Source organism: Nocardioides daphniae (assembly GCF_004777465.1).
Classification (GTDB): Bacteria; Actinomycetota; Actinomycetes; order Propionibacteriales; family Nocardioidaceae; genus Nocardioides; species Nocardioides daphniae.
Genome location: NZ_CP038462.1, coordinates 3,444,117 through 3,470,350 on the forward strand (window position 1 = coordinate 3,444,117; position 26,234 = coordinate 3,470,350).

Here is a 26,234-nt window from a genome sequence, read left to right on the forward strand (position 1 = left end):
GTCAGTCCTTCCTGAACATCTCGAGCATGCGGACGGTCACCAGGAAGCCACCGAAGATGTTGATGGAGGCGACCAGGATCGCCACCACCGCCAGCACGGTGACCAACGGGTTGTCGTTGCCGACCTGCAGGATTCCGCCGACCAGGATGATCCCCGAGATCGCGTTGGTCTCGGCCATCAGCGGGGTGTGCAGGGCGTGCGCCACGTTGGAGATCACGTAGTAGCCGACGAAGACCGACAGCATCAGCACGGTGAGCTGCTCGAGCAGCGTCGAGGTCGAGAACATGGCGACCGCGCCGAAGAGCACGGCGGCGGCAGCGGCGGCGTACAGCTTGACCTTGGGGTCGACCGGCTTCTTCTCCGCCTTGACCGGGGCCGCGGCCTCGGGGGCGGCGGCCGGGGCGGCCGAGACCTGCACGGGCGGCGGCGGCCACATCGACTCACCGTCGAGCGTGACCGTGATGCCGCGCTGGATGACGTCGTCGAAGTCGAGGGTGACCTGTCCGTCCTTGCCCGGGGTGAGCAGCTTGAACAGGTTGACGATGTTGGTGCCGTAGAGCTGGCTGGTCTGGGCAGCCAGGCGTCCGGCCAGGTCGGTGTAGCCGAGGACCACGACGCCGTTGTCGGTGACCACCCGCTCCCCGGTCCTGGTTGCGGCAGCGTTGCCACCGTTGGCGGCAGCCATGTCGACGATGACGCTGCCGCCACGCATGGCGGCGATCGTCTCGGCGGTGATGAGCTTCGGGGCCGGGCGGCCCGGGATCAGCGCGGTGGTGATGACGATGTCGGCGTTGCGCGCCTCCTCGTCGTACATCAGCGCGGTGGCCGCCTCCTGCTCGGCGGTCATCTCCTTGGCGTAGCCGTCGGAGGAGACCTCCTGCTCCATCTGGACGTGGACGAACTCCGCACCCATGGACTCGACCTGCTCCGCCACCTCGGGGCGTACGTCGAAGGCACGCACGACGGCGCCCATCGACGACGCCGCACCGATCGCGGCGAGGCCGGCCACGCCCGCGCCCACCACGAAGACCCTGGCGGGGGCGGTCTTGCCGGCGGCGGTGACCTGGCCGGTGAACATCCGGCCGAACTCGTGGGCCGCCTCGATGACGGCGCGGTAGCCCGCGACGTTGGCCATCGACGACAGCACGTCCATGGACTGCGCGCGCGAGATGCGCGGCACCGCGTCCATGGCCAGGGCGGTGACGCCCGCGGCGGTGAACTTCTCGATCAGCTCGGGGCTTCGGCCCGGAGCCATGATGGACACGACGGTGGAGCCTCGGCGCAGCTGGCCGATCTCCTCGTCGGTGGGGGCGTTGACCTTGACGATGACGTCGCTCGACCACACGGTCGCGTGGTCGCCGACCCTGATGCCGGCGGCGGTGTACGCCTCGTCCGGCTGGTCCGCTGCCTGTCCGGCGCCGGACTCGACGACGACGTCATAGCCGAGCTTGGTCAGCTGCTCGGCCGTCTTCGCCGTGGCTGCGACGAGTGACTCGCCGGGCCAGGCTTCCCGGGGGATCCCGATTCGCACGACTACCTCCTGTAGGGGCTCCCCCACCGGCTCTGCCGTCGTGCAACGACAGGGGTGGGGCAGCGTCAAGGTACCTGCCGAAGCCGGAGGTCACAGGAGGGTCTCATCGTGGGCCGCCTCACACGGGGCGTGACCGGCGACCACGGGTCGGACCGGGCGTGCTCAGCCCAGCATCATCACGAAGGGCGCCACCAGCAGAAACAGCGTGATGCTGAAGGCGACCAGCGGCGGGGGTGCAGGCTGCTCGGTGGACTGCGGCTCGAGGATGGCCATGACGTACGTCCTTCCACTCGGACTCCCCGGGCCGGATGCCCGGGACGCCTCGAGCGTCGGCGTACGCAGTGTCGTCGCGGCGACCCGTGCGGGTCGCCGAGGTGAACAGGGCGCGAAGGTGCGCACCCGTCAGTCGGCCAACGTCAGTCGGCCGGGCTCAGGGGGTCGGGCTCAGTGGGCCACGCCGTAGAGGCGGTCGCCCGCGTCACCGAGGCCGGGCACGATGTAGCCCCTCTCGTTGAGGCGCTCGTCCATCGCGGCGGTCACGATCGAGACCGGCACGGTGAGGTCGGCGATCCCGGCCTCGAGGCGCTCGCAGCCCTCCGGGGCGGCGAGCAGGCAGATCGCGGTGATGTCGTCGGCACCGCGGTCGGTGAGGAAGCGGATCGCCGCGGCGAGCGTGCCGCCGGTCGCCAGCATCGGGTCGAGGACGTACACCTGACGACCGGAGAGGTCGTCGGGGAGGCGCTCGGCATAGGTGTGCACCTCGAGGGTGTCCTCGTTGCGGACCATGCCGAGGAAGCCGACCTCGGCGGTCGGGAGGAGGCGCATCATCCCGTCGAGCATGCCCAGTCCGGCGCGCAGGATCGGCACCACGAGCGGGGTCGGGGTCGACAGCTTCACGCCGGTGGTGGGGGCGACCGGGGTGGTGATGTCGACGCTCTCGACGCGGATCCCGCGGGTGGCCTCGTAGGCGAGCAGGGTGACGAGCTCGTCGGTGAGGCGACGGAAGGTCGGTGAGTCCGTGCGTACGTCCCGCAGGGTCGTGAGCTTGTGGGAGACGAGCGGGTGGTCCACGACCTGGGTGCGCATGGGGCAACCCTAGACGAAATGGGCGTGAACTCCCCGGTCGAGCAGCCCGCTCCGGGGTTGGCCCCGCCGCCGATCTCTGTCAGTGTGGACGAGGTCCGGAGGGTCCACGAACGAGGGCGAGCGATGTCGGAGTCTGGGTCGGTCACGCGGGTGGTGCACGACGACACCATCGACTTCGCGCTGGCCGCCTACCGCACCGACGGCGAGTGGCAGCTCGGCGAGCTCGCCGACACCGCGCTGGAGTCGGTGGAGACGCTGGCCGCCGGGCTGCGTCGCTTCGACACCGGCGAGGGCGCCCTCGGCATGGTCGGGGTCGACGAGGACTTCTTCGTGCTCGTGCGGGTCGACGGACACGCCACCCGCGTCCTGCTCTCCGACGTCACCGCCGCGCAGGAGTGGGAGATCGCCGAGTCGGTGGTCGACTTCCTGGGGCTGCCCGACCCGGAGGACGACGACTACGGGCCCGCCGGCGACCTGGGGATCGTGGCCGACCTCGGGATGCACGCCGACGACATGGGTGCGCTGGTCGACGACGTCGAGCTCTACCCTGACGAGATGCTCTCTGACATCGCCACCCGTCTCGGGTTCGGTCCTGCCTTCGACGACGCCGTCGGCCTCGAGGGTCTCTGAGCGTGACGGGCCACCACTGGGACGAGGCGATGCGCCTCGCCCTCGCCGAGGCTGACGCCGCGCTGGCGACCGAGGACGTGCCGATCGGCGCCGTCGTGCTCTCGCCGACCGGACAGGTGATCGGCACCGGACGCAACGTGCGCGAGGCCGACCACGACCCCACCGGCCACGCCGAGGTGGTGGCGATCCGCCGGGCCGCGCAGGCGGTCGGCGAGTGGCGACTGGAGGGGTGCACGTTGGTCGTGACGCTGGAGCCCTGCACGATGTGCGCCGGCGCGATCGTGCTGTCGCGCCTGGAGCGGCTCGTCTTCGGGGCGTACGACGTCAAGGCCGGCGCCGTGGGCTCGCTGTGGGACGTGGTGCGCGACCGTCGGCTCAACCACCGTCCCGAGGTGATCGCCGGGGTGCTGGCCGAGGAGTCGACGCAGCGGTTGGACGCCTTCTTCGCGTGTCAGCGCGGCTGAGGTCGCCCACTCCTCCGCAACTGTGGAGCTGATGGGCCACACGCCGGCGGCAGACGCATCAACTCGACAGTTGCGCTCGTACGACGTCAGCCCAGCTGCGGGTCGTCGCGGCGCAGCGTGTCGATCACGATGACCGCCAGGTCGGGCTCCTCGCCACGGTGCTCCCGGGCCAGGGCCAGGACGTCCTCGACGGCCTCCTCCAACGTCCGGACCGGGTCGTCCTCGTGGAGGCCCCGGGTGCGGGCGATGATCGCGCCGGCGAGGTGCGGGGAGATCTCGTCGTGGGCGTACGCCAGGTCCTTCGCCGCCTTGACCTGGCGCCTGACCCGCTCGAGCCGCACCGGCGAGACCGCCGGGCGGCTGGCGTAGAAGTAGACGACCGCGACGACGGCCGCGATCACCAGCACCATCAGCAGGAGCCTGATCATGGCCCGAGTCTAGGAGCCGGAGACGCCTCCGGAGGGGCAGGTGGGATCCGATTTAGTGCCCGGGTGAGGGGTCCGGTAACGTTCGTCGCGGTGACGTGTCCGAGCGGCCTAAGGAGAACGCCTCGAAAGCGTTTGTGGGCGCAAGTCCACCGAGGGTTCAAATCCCTCCGTCACCGCCAGCAGTGAAGCCCCGTCCTCGGACGGGGCTTCACTCGTTCCTGGACCCCTCCTCGTCAGGGGATCCAGACCGATGCCGTGCTGGACCAGGTGCCCTTGCCGTACTGCGTGTAGCCGCGCACCTGGTAGTCGTAGCGACGGCCGCCCGGCAGCATGAAGTCGTGGAACGAGGTCGACGTGGTCGGCCACAGGAGCTCCCACTCGCCCTGGCCGACCCGCTTGCGGATCTCGTAGCCCTGCACGTGGTTGATGCTGCTCCACGAGAGCCAGAGCTGGTTCGCACCGCCGGTGGCCGACACGGTCGGCGCCGGGGTGGTGTGCAGGCGCGTGTTGGACCACGCCCCCGGGTCGCGGCCGAAGAACGACTTCACCGGCCGCACCGCGTACTCCGACCGCTCGCCCGGGTGCAGCGGGAGCGACACCGAGCGCTCGTTCCAGTGCCGCAGGGCCGTCACCGGGAACCACGGCGCGTCCGGATCGGTGGTGACCAGGCGGCGGTAGACCTGGTACTGCATGGCGCCCGGCACCTTGCTCCACGACAGGTCCACGTTGAACCCGTCGGGAATGCTGGTGAGCGTGGGCGGCGTACGCGGCCCCAGCGGCGGGTTGGCGAGCGGGCGCGGATAGCTGGTGCCGACCCCGAAGCCGGCCAGGGCGTCGGCGAAGGCGGCCGCGATCCTGACCTCGCCGCGCGAGTTGGGGTGGACCCCGTCGTAGGTGTGCAGCGCCGGGTCGAAGTCGGTCCGGGTGAAGGCCAGCCGGATGGGTGACCGGGTGGTGCTCATCGTGTCCCGGATGTCGACGATGCCGAAGTTGGCCGCGCGCGCCAGGTCACGGAAGTCGGTGCGGTCGGCCTGCAGCTCGATCTCGGTCGGCACCAGGGTGCCGAGGACGATCCTGACGTCGGGCTTCGCCGCCCGCGCGTTGCGGATGACCTGCTTCAGCGCGGCCGTCGGGTCCTGGTCGGCGGCGACGTCGTTGATGCCCATCAGCAGCAGGAGGTAGTGCGGCTGCGTCGCCTGCACCTCAGCCTGGATCTGGCTGACCTTGTCGGCAGCCCTCTGGCCCCACCAGGCGGCGTGGTCCTGGTCGAACGGGTGCACGTAGGCCATCCGGTCGGGGCCGGTCTGCGAGTCGGCGACGTTGTCGAAGAGGTGGCGCCGCACCCCGACCATGTCGGGCGTCACGTCCGAGGCCTTCAGGTGGGTGTAGAGCCGGTAGCGCCAGGTGAAGTCACCGGCGCTCCCCTGGGAGATCGAGTCCCCACCACCATGATCCGTGGCGTCCCGCCGTCGGCGGCCACGGCGGACGAGGTCGGAAAGGCCAACCCCACCACCACCATCGACACGGCCGCGATCCACGCGCGTCCCCTCATCTGTCCTCCCGAGATCCTGACCGCTCCCTGCGGCCCTCAGCAACCTAGGGGTCACCGGCGACACCTTCGGGTGTGGTCACCGCTCGGACGTACGAGGTCCCGGCCGGAGCGCTCCGGTCGGGACCTCGTCAGTGGTGTGCGAAGGACTCGGTGCGTCCCCCTCAGTACGGCCAGTCGTCCGGCGTCGAGGTCCGGTAGACCACCGACTCGCAGTCCCAGTTGAAGTAGTCACCGGTGGGCGTGCCGTTCGGCGCCACGATGTAGACGATGTCGTCGCCGTCGCCGCAGTAGACCGCGTCGTAGTTGCCGTCGAAGTACAGCCAGACCGTGTCGGCACCGTCGCCGGCGTCGACGTAGTCACCGCCCGCACCGACGTAGAACAGGTCCTTGCCGCTGCCGCCGTAGACCGCGTCGTAGCCGTCGCCGTCGATCAGGAAGTCGGCACCGTTCTGACCCTCGATCGAGTCGGCACCGTCGCCGCCGTCCATGTAGTCGTTGCCGGAGCCGCCGGTCATGTAGTCGCCGTCGTCCTCGCCACCCATGAAGTCGTAGCCGTCGCCGCCGTGCATGGTGTCGTAGCCGTCGCCACCCCACATGGAGTCGTCGTCGTTGTCACCCGACAGGTAGTCGTCGTCGCCGCGCCCCTCCAGGGTGTCGTAGCCGTTGCCGCCGTAGAGCTGGTCGTGGCCGGCCGCCCCGATCAGCGAGTCGCTGCCGTTCTGGCCGTACAGCTGGTCGCTGCCCAGGCCGCCGCGCACGATGTCGTGGCCGTTGTTGCCGTAGCCCTTGTCGTCGCCCGCGTCGAGCAGCAGCTCGTCGTTGCCGTTGCCACCCCAGGCGCGGTCGTTGCCGTTGCCGCCGACGACCCGGTCTCGCCCGGCGTCGCCGTAGAGGCGGTCGTTGCCGCCGAAGCCGCGGACGCGGTCGTTGCCGGCCCGGGCCGAGATCGTGTCGGCACCCGCCGTGCCGCGCAGGTTGTCAGCGTTCTTGGTCCCCACGATCACCGCTGCGTACGCCGACGGCGCCATGATGCAGACGGCGACGGCACCGATGAGTGCCACCCGCAGTGGACGCTTCCCCCGAATGTCCATGATTGTTCCGTTCTGTGTGTGCTCGCCCGTGAAGGGTCGTTCTCCTGGACCACGCGGGACTGGACGTGCCCGGTGGACGTGGTGGTGCGCAGCACGGGACACGGCGCCCACGCACGGTGGCGCCGACCACGTCGTACGTGGCTGACGGCCGGCGGTGTCACCCAGATGTCGGGCCGCGAAGTGGCACCGTCGACGGAGTCGTCGCCGGTGGTCGAGGCCGGAGACCGCAAGTGGACCTTCCCCCGAGATGTCCACGTCCTGTCTAACCCCCTCGACCGGCGTTGACCACCTCCCGATTTGGGGATTGGTCTAGACCAGCGAAGCGTCGGCGCGCTCCACCGGGGTGGACATCACGCAAACCGTCGCCTCGGGCCGCTAGCCTGCGACGCCGTAGTCCACCAGCACCGAAGACCGAAAGCCCGAGGTACACATGTCCACCGAAGCCACCCCCGGATCCGCGCCCTACGCCCCGCCCGCGGGCGACCAGTACGCCGGCTCCGGCACCGGCCCCGTCGGCAAGGTGCGCGGCACCGGCCTCGTGATCGTGCTGACGATCGTGACGTTCGGCATCTACTCGCTCTACTGGTACTACAAGATCCACCAGGAGATGAAGGCCCACTCGGGTGCCGGCATCGGCGGCCCGATCGCCCTCCTCCTCGCCTTCTTCGTCGGCTTCGTGATGCCCTTCATCTCGTCGCACGAGATCGGCAGCCTGCGCGAGCGCGCGGGCCAGGAGCCCAAGGTCTCCGCCGTCACCGGCCTCTGGGTGATCCCCGGCTGCCTCCTGCTGGTCCTGCCGCTGGTGTGGCTCGTCAAGACCAACGGCGCCATCAACGACTACTGGCGCTCGCTCGGCGCCGCCTGACCGTACGCCGTTGACGCGCCGACAGCGCCCCGTGCCACGATGCACGGGGCGCTGTTGCATCCCGCCCGCGACGACGGACCGGCACCCACCGGCACCCACCGCGACTGACCCAGGAGACACCGATGGCGAGCGACTGCTGCGGCCCCGCCGCCGGCGGCGCGCCCGCCGCCCCGGGTGACGGCTGGGTCGACGCCCCGCGCCCGCCCTCCCCCGCGACCCCGAGCCGCAAGGGCCAGGTCCTGGTGCCCGGCGGCGACTTCTGGATGGGCGACTCGTTCGGCGAGGGCTACCCCGCCGACGGCGAGGGCCCTGCCCGCGTGGTCACCGTCCCCTCCTTCTGGATCGACGAGACGGCCGTGACCAACGACCGGTTCGCCGCCTTCGTCAAGGCCACCGGGCACGTCACCACCGCCGAGGCCGAGGGGTTCTCGGCGGTCTTCCACCTGGCGTACGACGGCGAGGCCCGCCACGTGCGCGGCCGCCCCGCCCAGGCCCCGTGGTGGCTGATGGTCGACGGTGCCGACTGGCGCCACCCCGAGGGGCCGGGCAGCGACGTCGCCCAGCGCGGCAACCACCCGGTCGTGCACGTCACCCACGCCGACGCCACCGCGTACGCAGCGTGGGCCGGCAAGCGGCTCCCGACCGAGGCCGAGTGGGAGAAGGCGGCCCGGGGCGGTCTCGACCGGGCCCGCTTCGTGTGGGGCGACGAGCTGCTGCCGCGCGGGCGCTGGATGGCCAACCTCTTCCAAGGTGACTTCCCGACCCGCAACACCCTCGACGACGGCTGGCTGACCACCGCGCCGGTGAAGTCCTACACCCGCAACGGCCACGGCCTGTGGCAGATGGCCGGCAACGTCTGGGAGTGGTGCGCCGACTGGTTCTCCCCCGAGACGCCGCTGCACCGCACCGACGACCCGACCGGTCCCGCGCAGGGCGAGAGCCGGGTGATGCGGGGCGGCTCCTACCTGTGCCACGACTCCTACTGCCACCGCTACCGGGTCGCGGCGCGCACCTCGTCGCCACCCGACTCGAGTGCTGCAAATCTCGGCTTCCGCTGCGCGAACGACGCCTGAGTCCGACGCCCCAGCCGATAGTCTCGTCGGGGCGTCCACACCAGAAGTCGGGAGAAGCCTGGATGAAGAAGCGGCCATGGCTGGTCGGCCTCGCGGCGGCAGCGACGGTGGCGACGCTGACCTCGGGGTGCACCCTGGGTGACGAGCCCGAGGCGAAGCCCGGACCGGGCACCGCCTCCAAGGTGCCGAGCGCCCCCGAGGAGGAGCGCGTCGGCAAGCCCAACATCCTGCTCATCACCGTCGACGACGCCTCCGCGACCGACGTGCTCGACATGCCGCACGTGCAGCGGCTCATCGCCGACGAGGGCGCCACGGTCGACACCGCGCTGGCGCCGACCCCGATCTGCGTCCCGGCCCGCGCCTCCCTGCTCACCGGGCAGTACACCCACAACCACGGCGCCCTGGGCATCTCCGGGCCCTACGGCAGCGTCACCTCCTTCATGGGCGACGGCAAGGACGACGACACCCTCCCGGTCTGGCTCAACGCGGCCGGCTACGAGACCTTCTTCGTCGGCAAGTACCTCAACGGCTACGGCAAGAACAACGGCACCGAGACCTACGTGCCGCCGGGCTGGACGCGCTGGCTGGCCAGCGTCGACACGACGACGTACGACTACGACAAGACGCAGCTCTCCAACAACGGCGCGGTCGAGGAGGTCTCCTCGACCTACAACGCCGACGGCTTCGCGGAGCGGGTCGACGACCTGCTCGGCCAGCCGCGGCGCACGACGCGCCCCTGGTTCCTGAACGTCAACTACGTGGCGCCGCACTTCGGCGGCCCGTGGGAGGACGACGACCCGAAGTACGTCGAGCAGGAGGTGCGCGGCAACGACTCCGCGCGCACCAACCCGCGCTTCCCCCCGACGCCGTACGTCCACCCCGACGACCGCGACAGCTTCGCGACACGCGAGCTGCCCGACGACCCGAGCATGTTCTACGACGTGCCCGACCAGCAGGCGGGCCGGGAGCGGAAGTTCCTGGCGAAGCCGAAGCGCAAGCGCTACCTGCGTGAGCTGCACCAGCAGCGGCTCGAGTCGCTGCAGGCGGTCGACCGGGCCGTGGGCCGGCACGTCGAGACCCTCGAGGAGTCGGGCCAGCTCGACGACACGGTCATCGTCTTCACCTCCGACAACGGCTACAGCGTCGGCCAGCACAACCTCGACGGCAAGCTCTTCTTCTACGAGCCCCAGCTCACCGTGCCGCTGGTGATCCGCGGGCCGGGCGTGCGGCCCGACTCCACCGTGGAGTCGGTCGTCACCCATGCCGACCTGCCGGTGACGCTGGCGGCGATGGCGGGCGCGACCCCGAGCCGCCCGGTCGACGGGCTCGACGTCTCACGACTGCTGGAGCAGCCGGAGAAGTACGTGGACCGCGTCGTCCCGCTCGAGGCGTACGCGGTCGATGCCCAGGACGACCAGCGGCTCTACTCGGGCATCCGGGTCGGCAACCGGTGGAAGTACGCCCGCATGAAGAGTGGCTTCGAGGAGGTCTACGACCTGGTCGAGGACCCCTACGAGCTGACCAACCTGGCCGAGCGCCGCCCGGCGCTCACCGCCCAGCTCCGCAGGCTCGACGAGCGCTACCGCGACTGCGCGGCCCGGACCTGCCCGCAGCTGGGCGAGGTGCCCGCCGTCAGGTGACGGGCACCCTCCCTGCTGGGCGGGCCTACTGCATCGCCGCCAGCAGGGCGTAGGTCCGGCGACCCAGCGCGATCGAGCGCTCCCACATCACGCCGACGACGAGCAGCACCGCGCCCGAGCCGACCAGCAGGACGAAGTTGGGGACGTACGCGAGCAGCGGACCGCCCTGGGTGAAGGCCACGATCCCGAGCGCCAGCGCGCCCAGCACCAGCGGCGCCCGCCAGCGCCGGGCGATGCCGACGACGAGCAGCAGGGCCGCCACCAGGGTGACCACGGTCAGGCGCCACGGCGAGTCGTCGGCGATCCCGGCCATCAGGCTCGGCAGGAGGCCGATGACGATCGCGGGACCCATGGTGAGGAAGGTCGGCGCCTGCCGGTCGCGCAGCCACTGCAGCGCGCCGAGGCCGGCGAGCAGGGCGGCGACGGGCAGGACGTACGCCTCGACCGTGGAGACGTCGCGGTCGACGAGCTGGACCCACAGGCCCGCCCCCAGCAGCACGATGGCGACGTAGGCGACCTCGAGGCGGCCGGGCAGAGCTGCGTACGCGGCGAGCAGCGCTCCGAGGGCGACGAGCACGGTCGCCAGCACGAAGGCGTCGACGTCGAGGCCCGCGGTGACCGCCGTGACGGCGTACGCGGCGGCAGCGGCCAGCGCGATCGGCTCCATCGCCCAGTGGCCCCGCTCGAGCGCCGACCAGCGGGCTCCGCCCGCGACGGCGACCGCCACGACCGCGGCCACCAGGGCCGCGACCGCCGAGGTGACGGGCTCGGCGTCGCGCAGCGCCACCAGCACGCCGGCGACGGCGGCGGCGTGGGCGAAGGCCGCCATCGACGGGTCGTTGCGCCGGACGGCAGTGACCGTCGTGGCCAGGGCCAGCGCGACCAGCGGGACCACCGGCAGCCACCAGTCGGCCGGCCCGGCACCGCCACGCAGGGCGGCGAGGTCGAGCCCGCTGGCGTGGCCACCCTCGGCCAGGGCGAGCAGCAGCGCGGAGAGGAGCACCAGGGCCAGGCGCAGGGTCCAGCTCAGGAGGTCGCCCCAGCCGAAGCGGTGCCCGAAGGTCCCGTCCCGGCCGAGGACGGCGAGCCCGAGCAGGACCAGGCCGACGACCGCGGCGACCGCCGCCACCGCGCCCCGGGGCGCGTCGACGACCGGCACACCCAGGGCCACGAGCAGCCCCAGCAGGCCGACCATCCGCAGGGCGAGGCGGGCGTCGCCCACCGCGGGGACCAGGCGCTGCACGACCAGCAGGGCCACCGGCAGCAGCACCAGGAGCACCATCGCCAGGTAGCGGTCGCCCGCAGGGCCGTCCTCGTAGCCGACGGCGAAGGCGACGAGGAGGTGGATGAGCAGCCCCACCACCGCGGAGAGCAGCGGCACCACCGAGGAGGGTGAGACGAGGCCCGTACGCCCGTCCAGGCGCACCGCAGCCCAGGCGAGGCCGACGCTGGCCACGGCGACGAGCAGGCCGGCGACCGAGGCCCCGAGGCCGTCGGGGTCGGCGACGACCACGGCCGACCACAGCGCGGCGACCGCGAAGACCAGGGCGACCGGGCGGTAGACGACGATCCGGCGCAGCTCGCCGGTCGCGTCGTGGCGCGGCACGAGGGCGTCGAAGCCGAGCAGCAGACCGGTGCCGACGAGGCCGGCGACGGTCCAGTACTGCTCGACGGGCAGCGCGTCGAGGCCGGCCAGCCCGAGTCGGTGCGCGGCCCAGAGATCGAGCCAGACCAGGCCGGAGGCGATCACGGCGGCGGTCTCGGCGGCGGCGGGCAGACGCTTGCGGGTGGCCAGGGCGGCGCCGCCGGCGGCGAGCCCGGTGAGGACGACCATGACGAGGGCCTGGCCGACCAGGCCGATCAGGCTCCACACGACGAGCAGGAAGAACGAGAGACCCGACAGGAGCAGGAAGGCGGCGATGCCGAGCAGGACCTGCTGCCCGCTCAACGCCTTGCGCGGCAGAGTCGGGGCGAGGTGGCCCGGGTGCTGCGGCAGGGGTGCCGGGGAGCTCGGGCGTACGCCCTCGGAACGGCCCTGGGCGACCTCCGCCGGGCTGGGCGGCTGGAGGAGCAGGGCACGCAGGCGCCTCGACTCGGCCGACAGGCTGCCGATGCGCTGCTCGACCTCCCACAGCTGGCGCGCGAGCGGACCGGTGAGCCGGATGCCGCAGGTGGGGCACAGCGGCGTACCGACCGGAAGCGCGGAGCGGCACTCGGGGCAGGCGAAGGTCGTCGGCAGCGCGGAGCCGGGGGCGGGGCGCTCCTGGGCGGCTCGTTCCCGGGCCGCCTGCTCCGGGGCAGGGAGATCGTTCATGGGCGTCATCCTCGTGGACTTCACGTCGACGGGGAATGGGCACCCGTACTCAACGCCCCACCGGCACCGACCAAGCCCTCGCGAGGTGAAGAGTCGCATGGTCCTGCGAGGAGTGCTACCGTGATTTCATAACCCCCGGGGGGATAGGAGAGGAAGCACAGTGACCCAGTCCAGCGCAGTCCAGTCAGGCACCACCGTCAGCGTCGTCCCCGTCGAGACCCCGAGCCTCGGCGACCGCAGCTACCTCGCCCACGACGGCGAGGTCGCCTTCGTCGTCGACCCGCAGCGCGACATCGACAGGTTCACCAGCCTCCTCGACGAGCTGGGCGTGCGGCTCACCCACGTCTTCGAGACCCACATCCACAACGACTACGTCACCGGCGGCCGCGCGCTCGCCGACGCCACCGGCGCGACGTACGTCGTCAACGCCGACGACCCGGTCAGCTTCGAGCGCCTCGGAGTCCGCGACGGCGACGTGATCGAGGTCGGGTCGATGCAGGTCACCGCCGTGGCCACCCCCGGCCACACCTACACGCACCTCTCGTACGCCCTCGCGCACGACACCGGCTCGGGCGAGCCCACCCACGTCGCGGTCTTCTCCGGCGGCTCGCTGCTCTTCGGCGCCACCGGCCGCCCCGACCTGCTCGGCCCCGAGCACACCGACGCGCTGGTCCGTCACCAGCACGCCTCCGCGCACCGTCTGGCCGACCTGCTCCCCGACACCGCCGAGGTCTTCCCGACCCACGGCTTCGGCTCCTTCTGCTCGGCCAGCCAGTCCGACGCCACCGCCTCCACGATCGGGCAGGAGCGACGCAGCAACCCCGTCCTCACCCAGGACGAGGAGACGTACGTCCGTGAGCTGCTCGCCGGGCTCAACGCGTGGCCGACCTACTACGCCCACATGGCGCCGGCCAACCTCGCCGGCCCCGACGCGCCCTCGCTGGAGCTGCCCGCGCTCGCCGACGCCACCGAGTTGCGCCGCCGGATCGAGGCGGGCGAGTGGGTCGTCGACCTGCGCAACCGCACCACCTTCGCCGCTGGCCACGCCCCCGGCACCCTCAACTTCGGCATCGACGGCCAGTTCGCGACCTACCTCGGCTGGCTGATCGAGTGGGGCACCCCGCTGACCCTGCTGGGTGAGAGCGCCGACCAGGTCGCCGAGGCCCAGCGCGAGCTGGTCAGGATCGGCATCGACCGCCTCGAGGCGCACGCCACCGGCGGCCCCGAGCAGTGGACCGACGGCCCGCTGGCCTCCTTCGAGACCGCGACCTTCGCCGACCTCGCCCAGGTGCGGCACCACCGCGAGGTCGTCGTGCTCGACGTGCGGCGTGACGACGAGTACGCCTCCTCCCACGTCGACGGCGCGGTCAACGTGCCGCTGCACGCGCTGACCCGCTCGCTCGCCGACGTGCCCGCAGGTGAGGTCTGGGTGCACTGCGCCGGTGGCTACCGCGCCTCGATCGGTGCCTCGCTGCTCTCCGCGGGCGGGCGCCACGTGGTGGCGATCGACGACTCCTTCGACAACGCCGGTTCGTCGGGGCTGCCGCTGGTCAGCGACCCCGCGGGCGAAGACGCCACCGACTGAGGTGGTCACGACGCTCCTGGCGATCGCCGTCGGCCTGGCGATCGGCCTGACCCTGGGCGCCCTCGGCGCGGGCGGCTCGATCCTGGCCGTTCCGGTGCTGCTGCACCTCTTCGACCAGTCGCCGACGACCGCCACCACGGGCTCCCTGATCGTGGTCGGCACGTCGGCACTGGTCGGCGCGGTCACGGCCCGCCGGGCCGGGCGGGCGCTCGTGCTGCGGGGCCTCGTCTTCGGCGCGACCGCGACCGGTGGCACCGTGCTGGGAGCCCTGGCCTCCACGCACGTGCCGGAGGTCGCCCTCACGGCCAGCTTCGCCGTGCTGATGCTGCTGGTCGGCGCCCTGATGGTGCGTCAGCTGCGCAGGCGGGAGACGGCCCAGGAGGAGGCCGACGACTTCGCCGAGCCCGTCCTCACCTTCGACCCCCGACTGACCATCAACTGGCCGGTGGCCCTGAAGGTGCTCGCCACCGCCACCGCGGTGGGCCTGCTCACCGGCTTCCTCGGCGTCGGCGGAGGCTTCCTGATCGTGCCGGCCCTGGTGCTCGCGCTCGGACTGCCGATGCGGCACGCGGCCGGGACCTCGCTCGTCGTGATCGCCCTGACCAGCGCGACCGCGCTGGCCACCCGCGCCGGGCTCGGCAGCCAGCCCGACTGGTCGGTGGTCGTCCCGCTGGCCGCAGCCGCGGTCGTGGGAGCCGTGGCCGGCACCGGCCTGGCCGGACGGGTCAACCGCCGCGCGCTCTCCGGCGCCTTCGCCGCGCTGGTCATCGGCGTCGGCATCTTCACCGGCGTCGAGGTGCTGCTGGGCTGACCGCCCCGGCACCACCGCGGGCCCGGCGCCTGCGGTGACCCTTGACGTACGAAGCGCAGCTCACGGACAATGCTGCGCACGAGGGGAGTACCCCACCTCGACGCCTCGTCAGTTCGGTCGGCCCTGTCCGACCCGGTGCGTCGGCCGCACTCGACCCGGTCGAGTCGGCGGGGGAGACCTCCAACCGCCCGCCACGCGGGCAGCTGGAGGTGTGTCATGGATGTCCCCATCTGGGCCTGGGCCGCGGTCCTGGCCGTCATCGTCGCGATGCTCGCGATCGACCTGTTCGCGCACCGAACGGCCCACGTCGTGTCGGTGCGGGAGGCCGCCGCCTGGTCGGCGCTCTGGGTCTCGCTCGGGGTGGCGTTCGGTGGTGTCGTCTGGTGGGCCTACGGCCCCCGCGCCGGCGGTGAGTACTTCGCCGGCTACCTGATCGAGAAGTCGCTGGCGGTGGACAACGTCTTCGTGTTCGCCCTGATCTTCACCTCGTTCGCCGTCCCCAGGGAGTACCAGCACCGGGTGCTGTTCTACGGCGTGCTGGGGGCCTTGGTGTTCCGGGCGGTCTTCATCGCCGGCGGGGTGGTGCTGATCGAGAACTTCGCCTGGGTCCTCTACGTGTTCGGGGCCTTCCTCGTCTACACCGGCGCGAAGATGCTCATCCACCGCGCCGACGAATGGGACCCCACCCGCAGCCCCGTGCTGCGCTGGGCCCAGAGGCGGATCCCCTCGACGCCGGAGCTCCACGGGCAGAGGTTCTGGGTGCGGCGGGCGGGCGGCTGGGTGGCCACCCCGCTCTTCTTCGTGCTCCTGCTGATCGAGACGACCGACATCATCTTCGCGGTCGACTCCATCCCCGCGATCTTCGCGGTCACCCAGGAGCCGTTCCTCGTCTTCACCAGCAACGCCTTCGCGATCCTCGGCCTGCGGGCGATGTACTTCCTGCTCGCCGACCTCATGCACCGCTTTGTCCACCTCAAGGTGGGGCTGGCGGCGATCCTGGTCTTCGTCGGCGTCAAGATGCTGCTGCTCGACGTCGTGAAGATCCCGATCTGGCTCTCGCTCGGCGTCATCGCCACCAGCATCACCGTCGCGGTGCTGTGGAGCCTGCGCGCCACCGGGGACGAGCGCGAGGGGGCAGGAGTCTGAGCCGCAGCCCGGGCGTCGGGCGGGCGGGTCAGTAGGTGAGGACGAGCAGCACGTCGCCCTCCTGGACGACGGCGCCGGGCTCGAAGCGTACGTCGCTGACGACGCCGGAGACCTCGGCGAGCACGGGGATCTCCATCTTCATCGACTCCAGCAGCACGACGGTCTCGCCGATCTCGACGGAGTCACCGACGGCGACCGGCACCTCCAGGACGTTCGCCACCATGTCGGCGGTGACGGGGAAGGTCTTCTCGCGGGCCATGCGAGGGACGCTAAGCGTTACCGGCAGGTACCAGAAACCCGACCCACGAGCCGACCCGCGGCACCGCTCAGAGGGACGAGAAGCGGGGAGGCTCCGGGCGTACGGCGTGGGCCTCCTCGGCGGCCCGCGCCCGCGCCCCGCGCTGGCCCGTGAAGGCCAGGTCGAGGCGGATGATCAGGTAGCCGACGACCAGGCCGAGCGCGACGCTGTACGCGGTCTGGAGCCCCGCCTCGACGTACGAGGTGTCGAGGTTGACCAGGCGCTGCGCGACCGGCAGCGTCGCGGCGGCACCGAAGGCGCAGACCCACCAGCCCTGGCGGCGACGGGCGCGCATGTGCACGCCCCAGACCAGCGCGGGCACGCCCAGGAAGATCGTCAGCGGCCGCGGCACGGCACCGATCGTCGAGCGCATCCACTCGGCCAGGTCGTCGCCGCTGCGAGCCAGGCCACCGCCGCCGTAGCTGCGCAGCAGCTCGGTGTAGACGAGGCTGACGGCGAGCACCAGGGAGCCGACGACGACGATCACCAGGCCGCGGGTGCCGAGGCCGTGCAGACCGGCGGCGAAGCGCCAGACCAGGGCGAACATCAGCAGGAAGCCGACGGCGAGGGTCACGTACTCGAAGCGGGTGGTGGAGGCGACCGGCTCGAAGCCGACCGTCGCAAAGGCGCCGATGGAGGCGATCGCGGTGGCGACCACGACCTCGCGCACGGCCGCCAGGAAGGTGCGGGCGGGCACGGTGAGCACCACCGCCAGCAGCGCGCTGGTCACGCAGGTCAGCACCGCGGCACCGCTGCGCAGGATCGGTTCGTCCCAGGCCACGGCCGTCACCCCGATGGCGACCGCCAGGACCGAGAAGACGACCTGGCGACCGCCGGTGCGCGCCATCACCGCCCAGGCGTACGTCGCGAGGACGCAGACCGCGCCCGCACCGTCGAGCCACTCGGGGCCACGGTGCAAGGCGGCCGCGCCGAGCAGCATGGTGCCGGCGAGCAGCAGGCAGGACCAGAAGAACAGACGTGCGCGGGCTGCCCGGCGCCGCTGCAGCGAGGCCTCGGAGCGCTCGCGGTCGACGGCGACCGGCACGGGCGGCTCGGCGACGTAGCCCTCCGGCGCCCGGAAGTCGGGGTCGGGGGCGGGCGGCAGGTCGAGCGGCGCCGGCGCCAGGTCGACGACCGGCTCGACGACGGGCGGCACCGCTCCGACGACGGCGTCCTGGGAGACGTGGTTGACCACCGGGCCTGCTGCAGGGAGCGTGACCTCGGGCAGGACGGGGGCGACGGCGGGCGGCAGCACCGGCGGCGCGACCGGGGCCGGGGCGGCCGGCGTGGAGAGCGCGGCCCGGATGCCGAACGGGTCGGAGTCGAGCAGCGGCCGGTCGAGCGGGTCGGGATGCACCGCCATGGGCTCGCTCTCGCGCAGCGGCTCCTGCACGACCGGGATCGACGTCGTCGTGTCCCCCGGCCCGGCGATGCGGCGCCCGGCCGGCGGCTTTCCGTTGCGGGTCACCTTGAAGCCGCCGAAACGGGAGGGCTTCGGGGCAGCTCGGCGACCGGGACGTTGAGCAGACACGCAGCGAGGTTACCCGCGTCGGTTCGCCAACGACGGGTTCACGGTCCTGGCACGGACCAGCTGCTCACGATCCAGCGTCGCCACCACGTTGCCCTCACCGCAGCCGAGCTCGACCAGCACGTCGCCCATCGGGCTGACGACGGTCGAATGGCCGGTGTAGCGCGGCTCGGGCTGCCCGACGGCGACCACGAAGACGGTGTTCTCGATGGCGCGCGCGTGCACGAGGGTGCGCCAGTGGTCGCGCTTGCGCTCGCCGGCCACCCACGCGGCGGGGAGCACCAGCACCTCCGCGCCGGCGTCGACCAGGGCGCGGGCCAGCTCGGGGAAGCGCAGGTCGTAGCAGGTCATCAGGCCGACCTTGAAGCCGTTGACGTCGACGACCACCGGCTTCCACGCGCCCGCGCTGAGCCGGTCGGACTCCTGGTAGCCGAACGAGTCGTAGAGGTGGATCTTGTCGTACTCGGCGTTGGCGGCGCCCCGCACGACCAAGGTGTTGTAGGGCCGCGCGGGGTCCTCGCCGGCGCGGATCATCCCGGCCACGATCGTGATCCCCCGGTCGGCGGCCGTCTTGGCGAGCGTCGTCACGAACTCGCCGTCGAGCTCCTCGGCGAAGGGCGACAGGTCGCTGCCCGGCTTGCCGAAGTCGCGGGCGAAGACCTCCGGGAAGACGACGAGCTCACCCGGCTCGGCGTGGGCGACCAGGGCGGTGAGGCGCTCCCGGTTCTCGGCGGGATCCAGGCTGGCGGCGGCCTGCACGAGCCGCACCTGCAGCGTGGAGTGGTCCTCGGAACTGTCCTGGGAGCTGTCCTGGGAGCTGTCCTGGGAGTGGTCCTCGGTGTGTCCCGGTGCCATGCCCTCCAGAGTGGCACGCGGACCCCTCCGATCCCAAGGGGCTGCGAGCATGGTCTCCGTGAGTGGACAGCTTCCTGCCTTCGGCGCCGTCGTGCTGACCGGGGGGACGGGCGTACGCATGGGTGGGGTCGACAAGGCGGGCGTCGTCCTGCATGGTCGGACGCTGCTCGACCATGCCCTGGCGGCGGTCGAGGAGGCGGCCGACGTGGTCATCGTGGGGGCACCGGTGGCGGGGAGGCCGGAGGTCCGGACGGCCCGGGAGGAGCCTGCGGGAGGTGGCCCGGCGGCCGGGCTGCTGGCGGGTCGCGACGCGCTCGGGGCGACCGGGGCCACCGAGTGGCTGGTGGGGTTGGCGGTCGACATGCCGCTGGTGACCCCGGCGACCGTACGCCGCCTGCTCGCCGCCGCGACGGAGGGCGACCGCGACGGGGCGGTCCTGGTCGACGGTGACGGCCGCAGGCAGCTCTGCCTGGCGCTGCGCACGGCGCGGCTCGACGACGTACGCCCGTCGGACGCCCACGGAGGGACTCTTCCGCCTGCTCGCGGGGCTCGACCTGGCCGCGGTCGTGGCGGAGGGTGACGAGGCGAGCGACCTGGACACACCTGCGGACGTGGCAGCCCTCGAGGAGTAGGGCCGGGGCTACGCTCGGGGCCATGCGCGCCGTCACGATCACCGAGCCCGTAGGGCCTGAGGTCCTCACCGTCGTCGACCTGCCCGACCTCACGCCCGGAGCGGGCGAGGTCCTCGTCGAGGTGGTCGCGACCGCCGTCAACAAGGCCGACACCCTGCAGCGCAAGGGCTTCTACCCGGCGCCGCCCGGTGCGTCGGAGGTGCTGGGCCTGGAGTGCAGCGGCCGGGTCGCCGCGCTGGGCGAGGGCGTCACCGACTGGCAGGTGGGCGACGAGGTCTGCGCGCTGCTCGCCGGCGGTGGCTACGCCAGCCAGGTGGTCGTGCCGCAGGGCCAGCTCATGCCGGTGCCGGAGGGTGTCGACCTGGTCTCGGCCGCGGCGCTGCCCGAGGTCGCGGCGACCGTCTGGTCCAACGTCTTCATGACCGCCGGCCTCGACTCCGGCGACTCGTTCCTGGTGCACGGCGGAGCGGGCGGCATCGGCACCTTCGCCATCCAGCTCGCCTCCGCGATGGGGATCAAGGTCTTCACCACGGCCGGCTCCGCGGAGAAGCTGGCGGTCTGCGCCGAGCTGGGCGCCGACGTGACGATCAACTACCGCGAGGAGAGCTTCCTCGAGGTCGTGCGCGAGGCCACCGACGGCCGTGGCGTCGACGTCGTGCTCGACAACATGGGCGCCAAGTACCTCGCCGACAACGTCTCGGCGCTGGCCGACGACGGACGCCTGGTGATCATCGGGATGCAGGGCGGGGTGAAGGCCGAGCTCAACATCTCCCAGCTGCTGGCCAAGCGCGGCTCGGTGATCGCGACCTCGCTGCGCGCCCGGCCCGAGGAGCAGAAGGCGCTCATCTGCGCCGACGTGGTCGAGCACGTGTGGCCGCTGGTCGCCGACGGTCAGGTGCAGCCGGTGGTCCACGAGGTGCTCCCCCTGGAGGAGGTGGCCCGCGCCCACCAGCTGATGGACGACAGCGGCCACGTCGGCAAGATCGTCCTCAAGGTCGCTGACTGAGCGTGCGGTCCGGGGCTCACCTGGCGACGGGCATGACCGACGCCGAACTAGGGTGGGGCCCATGACTGACGCCCCCGCCGAGAACCCGTCGAGCCCCGACCAGGACGAGGTCGTGACCGAGGTGCAGGTCGAGGTCCCTGAGGGACACGTCCTGGTGATCGGTCCCGACGGCACCCCGGTCGGCACCGTGCCTGCCGAGGTCGTCGCCCAGGCCCAGGGTGACGCCGACGACGACGGGTCGTCCGCGAGCGTCACCGAGCTGGTCGAGCAGCCCGCCAAGGTGATGCGGATCGGCTCGATGATCCGCCAGCTGCTCGAGGAGGTGAAGGCGGCCCGCTCGACGAGGCCAGCCGCGCCCGTCTGCGTGACATCCACCAGGCCTCCATCAAGGAGCTCGAGTCGGGCCTGGCCCCCGAGCTGATCGAGGAGCTGGAGCGCATCGCGCTGCCCTTCACCGACGACGCCACCCCGTCCGAGGGTGAGCTCCGGATCGCCCAGGCCCAGCTGGTCGGGTGGCTGGAGGGCCTCTTCCACGGCATCCAGACCGCGATCTACGCCCAGCAGATGGCGAGCCGCGCCCAGCTGGAGCAGATGCGGCGCGCGCTCCCCGGGATGGCGCCCGGCGGTGACGGCCAGGGCCAGGCTCCCCAGCAGGGCGGCCAGCAGGCCTCGGACGGTACGCCGCACCCCACGGGCGGCATGTACCTCTGAGGGCGGCGCCCCTGGCTCAGCCGGACGTCTCGGACACCCTTCGCGAAATGAACGGCCGTTCGATCATTTCGTGAACTACTTCGGAACGGCGGGCCACGTCACTCGTACGCCGTGGCGCCCGCGTCAGTGGCGGTTGAGCCGCCCCACCACGGCGAGGCCGAGCAGGCCGAGCAGGATCGCTGCCGCACCGGGCGCCGCGAGTCGAGCGAAGTCGACGGGCGCCGCGCCCTCGACCTTCGTGCGTACGGCCTTGGCAGGGTCGGGGGCGGGAAGCCGCTCCCCCACGCCGAGAGACCTCTGCACCTTCACCAGGTCGCGCTGCTTCAACGGGCGCGTGCCGGAGCAGAGGCCGGTCGCATTGGCGGTCGTGGTGAGGAAGAGCCAGCGCTCCCCCTCCTCCGGCTCGCCGATGCCGCAGCCTGCGCCGATCGCGTCGGTGACCGTGACGCGAGCACTCGCGAGGTCACCCTTGAAGAGCCGCTGGGCGACCACCTGGAACTGCCGCTGCCCCTCGTCGGTGGTCGAGCTGCTCTGCACGACGCCGGTGTAGACGACGTCGGCCTGCTTGGTCAGCTTCCTGAGGTCGCTGGTCTGGCAGGTGCACGCCTGCGCCGGGGTCGCCGTGGCCAGGATCCCGCCCCCCGCGAGCAACGCGGTGAGCAGCAGGGTCAGGACGGCGCGCGACCACTCACGGGGGTGCGCGCCGCGGCGGGGACGTGGGGCGGCGTACGGCATGGCGACAGCGTAGCGCCGCCCCACAGGGCTGGCTCCGCGCGCCGACCTCAGAGGCCGAAGAGCCGCGCCAACGTCCGGGCGACACCGTCGTCGGCGTGGTGCGGGGCCGCGTGCTCGGCGCTGGCCAGCACCGAGGGGTGGGCGTTCTCCATCGCGTAGGCGTGCCCCGCCCAGTCGAGCAGCGGCAGGTCGTTGGGCATGTCGCCGAAGGCGACGACCTCGCTGCGGTCGATGCCGAGGTCGCCGCAGAGCGACGCCAGCGTCGAGGCCTTGGTGACGCCCGCGCCGGAGATCTCCACGAGCGTGCCGACCGACGACCAGGTGGTGGTGACCTCGTGGCCCACCGCCTCCTCGGCCAGGCGCCAGAACTCCTCCGGCTCCTGCTCCTCGTGGCGGGCGAGCAGCTTCACGACCTGGTCGTCGACCAGCTCCTCCAGCGCGCCGACCGGGAAGCCGGGGTCGGTGTTGACCTGCATCCGCGGCATGAAGTCGGGCTCGCGGGAGAAGCCGGTCGTCTTCTCCAGGGCGAAGGTGGTGCCGGGCACTGCGGCGCGCAGCAGCGCGGCCACGCGGACCAGGACGTCGGGCGCGATGGTGTGCGCGCGGCGTACGGAGTGCGAGGCGACGTCGTAGACGATGCCACCGTTGCTGAGGATCGCCAGGCCGTGGCCGCCGACCTCCGCCCACAGCGTCTCCATCCAGCGGATCGGGCGCCCGGTCACGAAGACCACCGGGACGTCGCGCTCCTCCAGCGCCAGCAGCACCTCACGGGTGTAGCTGCTCACCGCGCCGTCGGGGCCGAGCAGCGTCCCGTCGAGGTCGGTCGCCACCAGGCGCGGCGGGGCCGGGGGCGCGACGGCGCCGTCCTCGTCGGCCCTCGGCACGTCGCTGGTGGTCACGGCGGCCTCAGCCCTGGCCGAACCAGCGGTCGAGCTCGACGGCCACGCCGTCGTCGTGGACCGTCGCGGTCACCGCGTCGGCAGCCGCCCGGACCTCCTCGATCGCCTGGCCCATCGCCACCCCCCGGCCGGCCCAGGCCAGCATCTCGAGGTCGTTGCGGCCGTCACCGATCGCCAGCACGTCGACCGGGTCGACACCGAGGGCGTCGCAGACGTGCTGCAGGCCCGACGCCTTGGAGACACCCGCCGGCGCGAAGTCGATCCAGGCGCTCCAGCCGACGACGTAGTCGGTGCCGTGCAGACCCAGCTTGGCGGCGGTCTCGAGGAAGTCGTCGGCCGTCGACTCGGGGTCACGCACGACGACACGGTTGACCGGCTGCCCGACGATCTCCTCGACCGGCGTGATCACCTGCTCGCCGTTGAGCTCGCCCGGCGGGAAGGGCCGGTTGACCAGGTAGCCACCGATCTCGCGCTCCTCCGCGGCGACCAGGGCGTCGGGGTGGTGCTCGAGGATCGCGCGCACGGCCGGAGCCGCGTCGAAGACCTCCTCGTGGACGACCTCCGTCGGGGCGTAGCGGAAGATCACCGACCCGTTGGAGGCGACGACCCAGAGCCGGTCGTCGACGTCGGGCGTCGGGTCCTCCGGCGATCCCTCGACCGGCAGCTTGAGCAGGTCGGCGATCGTCGTCATGCCGTGCGGCGAGCGGCCGCTGGCCAGCACGATGTGGGCGCCGGCGTCACGGGCCCGGTGGATCGCGTCGAAGACGGGCTGGCGGATCGTCTCGTAGGGCACGTCCTGCCCGTCGACCCACGCCAGCAGCGTGCCGTCGATGTCGAGCGCGACCAGGGCAGGGCGCCACCCCGGCTCGGGCTCGGCGCCCGACCGGGTCCTCCCCTGCTCGACCGAGGCTTCAGCCAACGGGGATCACCGGCTCCAGGACCTCGCGGCCCATCCACTTCTGCAGCGCCTTCGGCACCTTCACCGAGCCGTCGGCCTGCTGGTGCGTCTCGAGCACCGCGACGATGGCGCGGGTGATCGCGGTGAGCGTGCCGTTGAGCGTGGCGACCGGGACGGTCGAGCCCTCGGCGTCACGCGTACGCACGTCGAGGCGACGCGACTGGAAGTCGGTGCAGTTGGAGGTCGAGGTGAGCTCGCGGTACTTGCCCTGGGTGGGGATCCACGCCTCGAGGTCGAACTTGCGGCTGGCGCTCAGGCCGAGGTCGCCGGCCGCGATCGAGACGACCTGGTAGGCCACCTCGAGCTTGTCCATGAAGGCACGCTCCCAGGCCAGCAGGCGCGCGTGCTCGGCCTCGGCCTCCTCGAGCGTGGTGTAGACGAACATCTCGACCTTGTCGAACCAGTGCACCCGGATGATGCCCTTGGTGTCCTTGCCGTGCGAGCCGGCCTCCTTGCGGAAGCAGGGGCTGAAGGCGGCGTAACGGCGCGGCAGCGACTCCGCGTCGAGGATCTCTCCGGAGTGGTAGGCAGCCATCGCGACCTCGGACGTACCGACGAGGTAGAGGTCCTCGCCCTCGATCCGGTAGACGTCGTCGGCGGCCTGGCCGAGGAAGCCGGTGCCGTCCATCGCCTCGGGCTTGACCAGCGAGGGGGCGATGACCTGGGTGAAGCCGGCCTCGCGGGCCAGCTCCATCGCCATGTTGACGAGCGCGAGCTCGAGCTCGGCGCCGACGCCGGTGAGGAAGTAGAAGCGCGAGCCGGAGACCTTGGCGCCGCGGTCGAGGTCGATCGCGCCGAGGATCTTGCCGAGCTCGACGTGGTCGCGGGGCTCGAAGCCCTCGGCGGCGAAGTCGCGGGGGGTGCCGACGTACTCGAGCACGACCGAGTCGTCCTCGCCGCCCTCGGGGACGTCGGGGTGGGTCATGTTGGGGAAGGTCTTGAGCAGGTCGACCCACACGGCCTCGGCGGCCTTCTGGGACTCCTCGGCGGCCTTGACGTCGGCGGCCAGCGTCTTGGTGCGCGCCAGCAGCTCGGCCTTCTCGTCGGGGGCGGCCTTCGGGATCAGCTTGCCGAGCTGCTTCTGCTCCGCGCGCTTGGCCTCGAAGGAGGCGATCGCCTCGCGCCGCGCGGTGTCGGCGGCCAGGGCCCGGTCGACGACCTCGTCGGAGTGTCCACGCTTGGCCAGGCTGGCTCGCACACGGTCGGGGCTCTCGCGCAACAGGCGGGGATCGATCATGCTGCAAGGCTAGCCTTTGGGCATACTCGCTCGTGTGCTGGATCGAACCCGACCGAAGCTCCTGACCGCTGCCGGCGTCTGCGCCCTGCTCTTCGCTGCGCTCGCCTTCGCGGTGACCTGGGAGCGTACGCCGCTCGCCGGCCTCGACGACCTCGGTCAGGAGGCCGCTGGCTGGACGGCGCGCCACGACCTGCTGACCCAGGTGCTGCTGGTGGTCGAGGACCTCTTCAACACCGTCGGCATGACGGTGCTGACGGTGCTGCTGGCCGGGGCGCTGCTGTGGAAGAAGCATCCGCGCGCCGCGATCATCACGGTCGTGGTGATGGTCGTGACCTCACTGCTGACCACCGGACTGAAACTCCTTCTGAGCCGAGAGCGCCCCGACTGGCAGGAGGCGCTCGGGCTGCACGACACGCTCAGCTTCCCCTCGGGTCACGCGTCCTCGATCACCGCCTACACCGGGCTGCTGGCCGTGCTCGCCGTGATCTTCCTGCGCAAGCAGGCGATGCGCCGCGCCGCCATGACCGGTCTGAGCCTGATCTGGCTGGTCGTGGTGCTCGACCGCGTGCTGCTCGGTCGCCACTACCCCACCGACGTCATCGCCGGCACGCTGCTGGCACTCTCCGTGCTGCTCGTGGCGCTGGTCTGGTTCGACCCGCGCCCGAAGAGCATCGCGGAGAAGATCGAGCCGTTGCAGGAGGTCTACTCCTCGCGCAAGCGGCTCGCGGTGGTGCTCAACCCGATCAAGGTGGAGGACGTCGGCGCCTTCCGCGACCTGGTCACCAACCTGGCCCGCGACGCCGGTTGGCAGGAGCCGACCTGGCACTACACGACCGTCGAGGACCCGGGCACCGGGATGGCGGCCGCCGCTGCCGCCGACGGCGTCGACCTCGTCCTGGTCTGCGGTGGCGACGGCACGGTGCGCGAGGTCTGCGCCCAGCTCGCCGGCTCCGGCATCCCGGTCGGCATCATCCCCGCCGGCACCGGCAACCTTCTGGCCCGCAACCTCGACGTCCCGCTCTACATCCGCTCTGCGATCGACGTCGGCCTCAACGGCCAGGACCGCGCCATCGACATGGTCGAGGTGACCGGCGACGGCATCGAGAAGAGCCACTTCATGTGATGGCCGGCATGGGCTTCGACGCCGCGATCATGGAGG

Annotated in this window: 24 protein-coding genes, 1 tRNA gene and 1 pseudogene; 13 read left to right on the top strand and 13 right to left on the bottom strand. The window is 72.0% G+C overall.

Going from position 1 to position 26,234, the window contains the following annotated elements:
• Position 1 precedes the first annotated feature (1 nt).
• Together E2C04_RS16875 and upp are read right to left on the bottom strand one after the other, a co-directional pair.
• The gene (locus E2C04_RS16875; RefSeq protein WP_135833489.1) at positions 2-1,531 is read right to left on the bottom strand and encodes a Re/Si-specific NAD(P)(+) transhydrogenase subunit alpha; all 1,530 of its coding nucleotides are present in this window, start codon (positions 1,529-1,531) and stop codon (positions 2-4) included.
• 444 nt (positions 1,532-1,975) lie between these two features.
• A complete protein-coding gene (upp, locus tag E2C04_RS16880; RefSeq protein WP_135833490.1) occupies positions 1,976-2,617 on the bottom strand; it encodes a uracil phosphoribosyltransferase in 642 nt (213 codons plus the stop codon).
• 123 nt (positions 2,618-2,740) lie between these two features.
• Between upp and E2C04_RS16885 the strand changes: the two genes are divergently transcribed.
• Together E2C04_RS16885 and tadA are read left to right on the top strand one after the other, a co-directional pair.
• Positions 2,741-3,247, top strand: a complete 507-nt coding sequence (locus E2C04_RS16885; protein WP_135833491.1) for a tRNA adenosine deaminase-associated protein — start codon at positions 2,741-2,743, stop codon at positions 3,245-3,247.
• 29 nt (positions 3,248-3,276) lie between these two features.
• Positions 3,277-3,711: a tRNA adenosine(34) deaminase TadA gene (tadA, locus tag E2C04_RS16890; protein WP_135833851.1), complete on the top strand. Its 435-nt coding sequence runs from the start codon at positions 3,277-3,279 to the stop codon at positions 3,709-3,711.
• A gap of 86 nt (positions 3,712-3,797) precedes the next feature.
• Here the strand turns inward: tadA and E2C04_RS16895 are convergent, their stop codons facing one another.
• Entirely contained in the window at positions 3,798-4,139 is a 342-nt protein-coding gene (locus E2C04_RS16895; protein ID WP_135833492.1) for a hypothetical protein, read from the bottom strand.
• Between the two features lie 89 nt (positions 4,140-4,228).
• Here E2C04_RS16895 and E2C04_RS16900 point away from each other — a divergent pair.
• Positions 4,229-4,318, top strand: a tRNA-Ser gene (locus E2C04_RS16900).
• 54 nt (positions 4,319-4,372) lie between these two features.
• Here E2C04_RS16900 and E2C04_RS16905 read toward each other — a convergent pair.
• Both E2C04_RS16905 and E2C04_RS16910 read right to left on the bottom strand, forming a co-directional pair.
• Positions 4,373-5,677, bottom strand: coding sequence for a GDSL-type esterase/lipase family protein (locus E2C04_RS16905; RefSeq protein WP_158630745.1), 1,305 nt, complete (start codon positions 5,675-5,677; stop codon positions 4,373-4,375).
• 175 nt (positions 5,678-5,852) lie between these two features.
• Positions 5,853-6,782, bottom strand: a complete 930-nt coding sequence (locus E2C04_RS16910) for a calcium-binding protein (RefSeq protein ID WP_135833494.1) — start codon at positions 6,780-6,782, stop codon at positions 5,853-5,855.
• A gap of 430 nt (positions 6,783-7,212) precedes the next feature.
• Here E2C04_RS16910 and E2C04_RS16915 point away from each other — a divergent pair, with 430 nt between their 5' ends.
• The 3 genes from E2C04_RS16915 to E2C04_RS16925 all read left to right on the top strand — a co-directional run bounded on the left by E2C04_RS16915 (position 7,213) and on the right by E2C04_RS16925 (position 10,360).
• Positions 7,213-7,647 carry a DUF4234 domain-containing protein gene (locus E2C04_RS16915; protein ID WP_135833495.1) on the top strand — a complete coding sequence of 145 codons (435 nt, stop codon included), beginning with the start codon at positions 7,213-7,215 and terminating at the stop codon, positions 7,645-7,647.
• A gap of 122 nt (positions 7,648-7,769) precedes the next feature.
• Positions 7,770-8,720 (top strand): formylglycine-generating enzyme family protein, encoded by a 951-nt coding sequence (locus E2C04_RS16920; RefSeq protein WP_135833496.1) that lies wholly within the window; start codon positions 7,770-7,772, stop codon positions 8,718-8,720.
• 62 nt (positions 8,721-8,782) lie between these two features.
• Positions 8,783-10,360, top strand: a complete 1,578-nt coding sequence (locus E2C04_RS16925) for a sulfatase family protein (protein ID WP_135833497.1) — start codon at positions 8,783-8,785, stop codon at positions 10,358-10,360.
• Positions 10,361-10,385: 25 nt separating this feature from the next.
• On the opposite strand, the gene E2C04_RS16930 is transcribed toward E2C04_RS16925, so the two are convergent.
• Positions 10,386-12,674 carry an SCO7613 C-terminal domain-containing membrane protein gene (locus tag E2C04_RS16930; RefSeq protein ID WP_135833498.1) on the bottom strand — a complete coding sequence of 763 codons (2,289 nt, stop codon included), beginning with the start codon at positions 12,672-12,674 and terminating at the stop codon, positions 10,386-10,388.
• Between the two features lie 160 nt (positions 12,675-12,834).
• Between E2C04_RS16930 and E2C04_RS16935 the strand changes: the two genes are divergently transcribed.
• The 3 genes from E2C04_RS16935 to E2C04_RS16945 all read left to right on the top strand — a co-directional run bounded on the left by E2C04_RS16935 (position 12,835) and on the right by E2C04_RS16945 (position 16,216).
• Positions 12,835-14,259 (top strand): MBL fold metallo-hydrolase, encoded by a 1,425-nt coding sequence (locus tag E2C04_RS16935; protein ID WP_135833499.1) that lies wholly within the window; start codon positions 12,835-12,837, stop codon positions 14,257-14,259.
• A 1-nt stretch (position 14,260) separates the two neighbouring features.
• On the top strand, positions 14,261-15,070 hold the full coding sequence (locus E2C04_RS16940; RefSeq protein WP_135833500.1) for a sulfite exporter TauE/SafE family protein: 810 nt from the start codon (positions 14,261-14,263) through the stop codon (positions 15,068-15,070).
• A 216-nt stretch (positions 15,071-15,286) separates the two neighbouring features.
• Entirely contained in the window at positions 15,287-16,216 is a 930-nt protein-coding gene (locus E2C04_RS16945) for a TerC family protein (RefSeq protein WP_135833501.1), read from the top strand.
• A gap of 28 nt (positions 16,217-16,244) precedes the next feature.
• Here E2C04_RS16945 and E2C04_RS16950 read toward each other — a convergent pair whose 3' ends face one another.
• The 3 genes from E2C04_RS16950 to E2C04_RS16960 form a co-directional block, all read right to left on the bottom strand.
• Positions 16,245-16,475, bottom strand: coding sequence for a biotin/lipoyl-binding carrier protein (locus tag E2C04_RS16950; RefSeq protein ID WP_135833502.1), 231 nt, complete (start codon positions 16,473-16,475; stop codon positions 16,245-16,247).
• Between the two features lie 67 nt (positions 16,476-16,542).
• A complete protein-coding gene (locus E2C04_RS16955) occupies positions 16,543-18,045 on the bottom strand; it encodes a hypothetical protein (RefSeq protein ID WP_135833503.1) in 1,503 nt (500 codons plus the stop codon).
• A 9-nt stretch (positions 18,046-18,054) separates the two neighbouring features.
• The gene (locus tag E2C04_RS16960) at positions 18,055-18,897 is read right to left on the bottom strand and encodes a carbon-nitrogen hydrolase family protein (protein WP_135833504.1); all 843 of its coding nucleotides are present in this window, start codon (positions 18,895-18,897) and stop codon (positions 18,055-18,057) included.
• Positions 18,898-18,955: 58 nt separating this feature from the next.
• Between E2C04_RS16960 and mobA the strand changes: the two genes are divergently transcribed.
• From mobA to E2C04_RS16975, 3 genes and pseudogenes are all read left to right on the top strand, one after another.
• Positions 18,956-19,477 carry a molybdenum cofactor guanylyltransferase gene (gene mobA, locus E2C04_RS16965; RefSeq protein ID WP_158630746.1) on the top strand — a complete coding sequence of 174 codons (522 nt, stop codon included), beginning with the start codon at positions 18,956-18,958 and terminating at the stop codon, positions 19,475-19,477.
• Between the two features lie 74 nt (positions 19,478-19,551).
• Positions 19,552-20,535, top strand: coding sequence for an NAD(P)H-quinone oxidoreductase (locus E2C04_RS16970; protein WP_135833506.1), 984 nt, complete (start codon positions 19,552-19,554; stop codon positions 20,533-20,535).
• A gap of 61 nt (positions 20,536-20,596) precedes the next feature.
• Positions 20,597-21,246 (top strand): annotated as a pseudogene (locus tag E2C04_RS16975) (bacterial proteasome activator family protein).
• Between the two features lie 123 nt (positions 21,247-21,369).
• Here the strand turns inward: E2C04_RS16975 and E2C04_RS16980 are convergent.
• The 4 genes from E2C04_RS16980 to serS are packed head-to-tail and all read right to left on the bottom strand — an operon-like array spanning position 21,370 to position 25,075.
• Complete coding sequence (locus E2C04_RS16980; protein WP_135833507.1) at positions 21,370-21,981, bottom strand: DUF4131 domain-containing protein; 612 nt, start codon at positions 21,979-21,981, stop codon at positions 21,370-21,372.
• Between the two features lie 47 nt (positions 21,982-22,028).
• The gene (locus E2C04_RS16985; protein ID WP_229721406.1) at positions 22,029-22,880 is read right to left on the bottom strand and encodes an HAD family hydrolase; all 852 of its coding nucleotides are present in this window, start codon (positions 22,878-22,880) and stop codon (positions 22,029-22,031) included.
• A 7-nt stretch (positions 22,881-22,887) separates the two neighbouring features.
• The gene (locus E2C04_RS16990; protein WP_135833508.1) at positions 22,888-23,799 is read right to left on the bottom strand and encodes an HAD family hydrolase; all 912 of its coding nucleotides are present in this window, start codon (positions 23,797-23,799) and stop codon (positions 22,888-22,890) included.
• Positions 23,792-25,075, bottom strand: a complete 1,284-nt coding sequence (gene serS / locus E2C04_RS16995; RefSeq protein ID WP_135833509.1) for a serine--tRNA ligase — start codon at positions 25,073-25,075, stop codon at positions 23,792-23,794. Before serS ends, E2C04_RS16990 begins: the two co-directional genes overlap by 8 nt.
• Positions 25,076-25,109: 34 nt before the next feature.
• On the opposite strand from serS, the gene E2C04_RS20415 reads away from it, so the two are divergent.
• Positions 25,110-26,198 carry a bifunctional phosphatase PAP2/diacylglycerol kinase family protein gene (locus tag E2C04_RS20415; protein ID WP_238694359.1) on the top strand — a complete coding sequence of 363 codons (1,089 nt, stop codon included), beginning with the start codon at positions 25,110-25,112 and terminating at the stop codon, positions 26,196-26,198.
• The last annotated feature ends 36 nt before the right edge of the window (positions 26,199-26,234 follow it).